This is a genomic window from Noviherbaspirillum sp., from assembly GCF_036846085.1.
In the GTDB taxonomy this organism is placed as follows: Bacteria; Pseudomonadota; Gammaproteobacteria; order Burkholderiales; family Burkholderiaceae_D; genus Noviherbaspirillum.
Map to the genome: position 1 here is coordinate 1 of NZ_DAIUCO010000349.1, position 4,413 is coordinate 4,413.

Below are 4,413 nucleotides of genomic sequence, written 5' to 3' on the forward strand. Positions count from 1 at the left end.
AATAATATGGGTAGGTCTTGTTGCGCCCCTTGGACCAGCTGGCCGTCAGTGGGTGGCAGCATTCGCCGCACACCACGAAGCCGCGCAGCGGGAAATCCTCGCTGACATCGGCCCGCGCTGGCGCATAGGCCTTGCCGGACAGCTTCGCCTGATTGCGCTCGAAGGTTTCGAGCGAGATCAGCGGCTCATGCGCAGCCTTGCGGAATGAGACGCCCCAAACCTTGCTTTCAATGTACCCGGCATAGACAGGCCGCGTCAGAATGCGGTGCGCCTGCTGGTTGGTCAGATAGCCATGACGGCACAGCGGAAACTCCGCATGAGACTCGAAGAAGCGCTTCACTTCGGCCTGCGAGTTGAAACGTCCTTCGGCATAGCCGTTCAGGCCTTCAGCAATGATTGAGGCGAGAGGCTCGTCACGGACAAGGACGCGACCGCCCTCTTTCCCGTTGGCATATTTGTAGCCGAACGGGACATGATGCACCCAATAACCGTTCATCATGCGCGCCCGCATGCGGTTGCGCGCCTGTTCGCCGTTCTTTTGGCGCTGATGCTGTGCGGCGCTGGCCAGAACATGCTCGACAAACAGCGCGTCGGAATCCTCGCCAAACTCAATGGACGGAGATTCCAGTGTGGCACCGGCCTTGAAGATCGCATGCTTCAGGTCAAAGTGAGCCCGCACGTCACGCGCCATGCGGCTGATATCGTCAATGACGACGACCAGCCCCTTCTTACGGTTGGCACGGATATATCTGAGCATCGCGTCAAAGCCTGGGCGCGTTGCGACCCCGCCTGACATATCGTCGGTGAAAACGGCGATGACTTCATGCCCCCTGAAGCCTGCATACTCGCGGCAGCGGGTTTCCTGCGACGTCAGGCCGTTGCCCTCCTGAGCCTGCTTTTTGGTGCTTACACGGGCGTAAATAATAGCTTTCTGATTGGATTTTCTACTCATGGCGCAAATTGCCCCTCCGGGCCGATTGTTATGGTGTTAATCGCGCCCTCATCATCGAGGTCAACAGCTTCATGTTCGAGTGATGCTCCTACTTTAGCATGAGCAGGAATCCCCTGAAAATAGGCGTTTGCATGTTGTGCGATGGATAGTTGCACTGGATGCCTGCCGCAATGAATGTCAATCGCGGCGATCACCACGGCATCCATGAACCGGATCAATGCGGAAAAACGCTCTTCGGACATGCTGGCATGACCAGCAAGTGCGCGCAGTTCGGAAATCTCTTCTGGTGTCAGCGGTGACACGTCCATCCCTCATGCTGTCCAATCGACAGCGCCTCATTGTCGAGGCGCGGGGATATCAATTACGCTGCATCCAATTCCGTTTAGGGAGAAACATTCGCGTTCTTATGTCTCTACCCGCGCCCATGCCTCAACGACGCCTTGCGTCTTCTATGAGTACATACTTCAATATTATCAAAATAGGTTGATAATTGTCAATATATTTGACTAATCAACTTTATGGCATTGGGATTTTTCAAAATTAAGCTTGATTTATTATTTTAATTATGTAATCAAAGCGCTAAAACAAGCGAGGATTGATGGGTGCGAAATATAAATACTCTTTGAATTTAACGGATGAAGTGAACAAAGCTGGTAGGGTGTGGCCTGTGTATTCAACCGATTATCTGGAAGATGACAGCGATGCCACTTATCCATATTACGTTCACAACCGCTTTGTTCCTATTGAGACATTCGTGACGCGCGCAGCCGAGCTCGTTCACTCTATTGATCCAAATGCTCGGATATCGTCAAAGCGCAACCGTATCGATGGCTCTCCTTACTGCGACGTCTTTGCGCTTACCCTTGAATGCAATGGTCATTTGTCCAGGGCCGACGACCCCGACCCCTATTTTTATAACACAGCAGCCGAGACGCATCGCAATAACGTGATCTTTCTGGAACGTGCGCAATGCGCTGTGAGAGATTTCGCCAGACATGTATTGCTGGCGTGGCCTTCATTGGAAGTGCCGCTGGTCTCGGAATTGGGCCGACTGGAAAATCGTCTGCGCGCTAACTGTCATGATATAATGCGCTGTGCTCATCGGCGGCAAATGGCGTGTGCAAAGCTTGAAGCTTCTTAACCGAGCAACAGGTTTTCAGCCCATGTGCAGCGTCCGAACATCGCCAATCTGATCTTTCCACGGGGCGACCGTATAGAACGGCAGCCGCTGGCACACGAAGAGCGGTTGCAGGCCTGCCACTTTGATAATCTGACGGCCATCGCCGATCCGGCGGATATCCTCGCTTTGCAGAACGGCACGGCGCGTTTCGCTCCGGTTGCGACCTGCGCTTTCCACGGCACCGCCGCCGACATTCTGTCCCTGCGTCACCACGGTCTTGTTGCCCGACCATTTTTCAATGTCGCGCAGCAGTTCCGGGTCTTCAACGCCAGTCATGGTGAAGATAGCGGCCTGATCCTCGAACTCCTTCACGCGGTCTTTCGACCAGCGTGATTCCAGCGAATACCGCCCTTGCGAGAATATCCAGAGTTGGATGCCTTTCCCGCGATAGAGCTGGAGCGCCTTCACCACGGCGGGCGCAGGCGGCAATTGCGGGAATTCATCCAGCAGGAAACAGGTGCGGATTTGGCCGCGTTCACGGGCAATGGTCTCAATCGCGTGGTTGACCACAAGGCTGATCCATGGCGCGATCACCGAGAGCTTGTCGCTTGGGGCGATGATATAGACCGTGCATGGCTCGTGCTTCAGCCGCCCGAAGTCAAAGTCATGGGCGCTGGTCGAACGGTCGAGCGTCTTGCCGACCTCAAAAGCGTTGAGCGCCTCAATCGCTTCAGACTTGTAGGCCTCAAACTGCTTTGGCGCATCGGCGAATGTGGTGGCCATGGCAGCGGCGCGGCGTTCGATCCCCTCAATTCCGCAGGCGGTCATCATCTTGAAGGCGCGTTCCATGTCCTGGACGGATGAATTGACGTAGCGCCACAGCCCGCCGAGCGTGCAGTTATGCGGCTCCAGATTGGCCAGATATTCCATGCGGGTTGCCAGGAGCCGCATGGCACCCTTGCGCACCCAGTCATTCTCGCCGCCCTTGGCGGCAGGCGGAATCAGAATATGCGCGATCTCGTCCGGTTGCGTGTCGATCTCCCCGCCACTGGCGACGATATCGACCAGCACCTGAAGCGGATTGATGCGGGTGTTTGGCAGGCCGAGCAGCCCGAAAGGGTTGAGGTAGATGCAGGGCTGCCCCAGCATGTCAGAACGGTGCTTATGCGAGGCGTAGCAATTCTCCCCGTCCTTCACATCCACGACCAGCAGCGAGCGGTCGCGGATATGGGCGAGATTGGGCAGAACATAGTCCCGCCCCTTGCCGCTGCCCGTGCGGGCATAGGTCAGCAGATGCCCTTCGCCGGAGAAGAACAGCATGCGGCGCTGTTGCGCGCCGAGGAAGAGACCATTGGCGTCGAGCAGATTGCGCGTTTCGGCATCCCTTATGCTGGCAAGCCTGCCATCGCCCAGCTTGCCGGAGGGAGCGGCAATGGCCATGAGGTGCTCCTGTTGCGCTGCGCGCTGCCGGGCTTCCTCTTCCCGTTGCCGCCGATCCCACTGCCAGACTGCCCCGAAGAACCGGGGCAGCAGACCGAACAGCAATTGTTCGAAGCGAATCATGAGGCATCCCCCTCAGTATTCGCCGACATAGACGCCGCGCTTGTCACGGCTCATGCGCGGCAGAGGCGGCATTTCCAGCGGCTTGATGTCGGAATAGGTCTGGTTGATCTGATCCGGCGTTGGCAGGCCGGTATCCCAGCCTTCCACGTCGATGGTCACGCCCTTCGAGACGGACTCATCGAGCTTCGCCCGCAGGCGGTCGGACACGTCCTGCGAGTAAGTTTCAAAGCTCTCCGACAGCTTCGGGTCGAAGGGACGGAAGATATCGGCGAAGAAGTTCGCCCAATTCGCCAGCTGCTCGCTGCCCGTGGTTTGCGCGCGGGTCTGCGTCATGGTCTGGTGGACATAGTCCTTCTGCATTTCCGCCGTGGCGGCAGAATAGACCCGCGCCCGTTCATAGACGGCCTGATAGTTCATCTGCATTGCCTGCGTCTTGGCGCGGTACTGCTCGATGATCTGGTTGGTGCGGGCTTCGACCTCCCGCGCCCAGGCATCATATTGCGCCTGCGTTTCCAGCTCATAGGCCTTGTTCTCGGCAATCTGCCGACCGTGGAACATGGCCAGAAACGATGACGGGCGCAGCTGCGGCCCGGCAAAGACTTCCAGAAGTATGACTGCCAGCACCAGCAGCAGGAACATGATCGAAGCCGAAAACATGCCGCCCAGGACACTGCCGCGCGCCTTGCGGAATTGTCGATCATCGACAATCGGCGGCAGCGGATCGCGGTAAGGCAACAATGCTTGCCGGTTGCCATCGGCTTCATAGTCGATCTCGTAC

5 protein-coding genes are annotated in these 4,413 nt (G+C 57.1%); 1 reads left to right on the top strand and 4 read right to left on the bottom strand.

Translation table 11 applies throughout. The annotated features are described in order from the left end of the window. The coding region (locus V7080_RS24315; RefSeq protein WP_334190958.1) for a recombinase family protein at positions 1–952 on the bottom strand (952 nt) is incomplete at its 3' end. Beyond that, on the bottom strand, positions 949–1,254 hold the full coding sequence (locus V7080_RS24320) for a hypothetical protein (RefSeq protein WP_334190959.1): 306 nt from the start codon (positions 1,252–1,254) through the stop codon (positions 949–951). The genes V7080_RS24315 and V7080_RS24320, both read right to left, overlap by 4 nt. Positions 1,255–1,550: 296 nt before the next feature. Between V7080_RS24320 and V7080_RS24325 the strand changes: the two genes are divergently transcribed. Further along, positions 1,551–2,093, top strand: a complete 543-nt coding sequence (locus V7080_RS24325) for a hypothetical protein (protein WP_334190960.1) — start codon at positions 1,551–1,553, stop codon at positions 2,091–2,093. A 15-nt stretch (positions 2,094–2,108) separates the two neighbouring features. Here the strand turns inward: V7080_RS24325 and V7080_RS24330 are convergent, their stop codons facing one another. After that, positions 2,109–3,635 (bottom strand): type IV secretory system conjugative DNA transfer family protein, encoded by a 1,527-nt coding sequence (locus tag V7080_RS24330; RefSeq protein WP_334190961.1) that lies wholly within the window; start codon positions 3,633–3,635, stop codon positions 2,109–2,111. Between the two features lie 12 nt (positions 3,636–3,647). Continuing rightward, positions 3,648–4,413 (bottom strand): hypothetical protein (locus V7080_RS24335; RefSeq protein ID WP_334190962.1); only part of this gene is annotated, 766 nt, incomplete at its 5' end.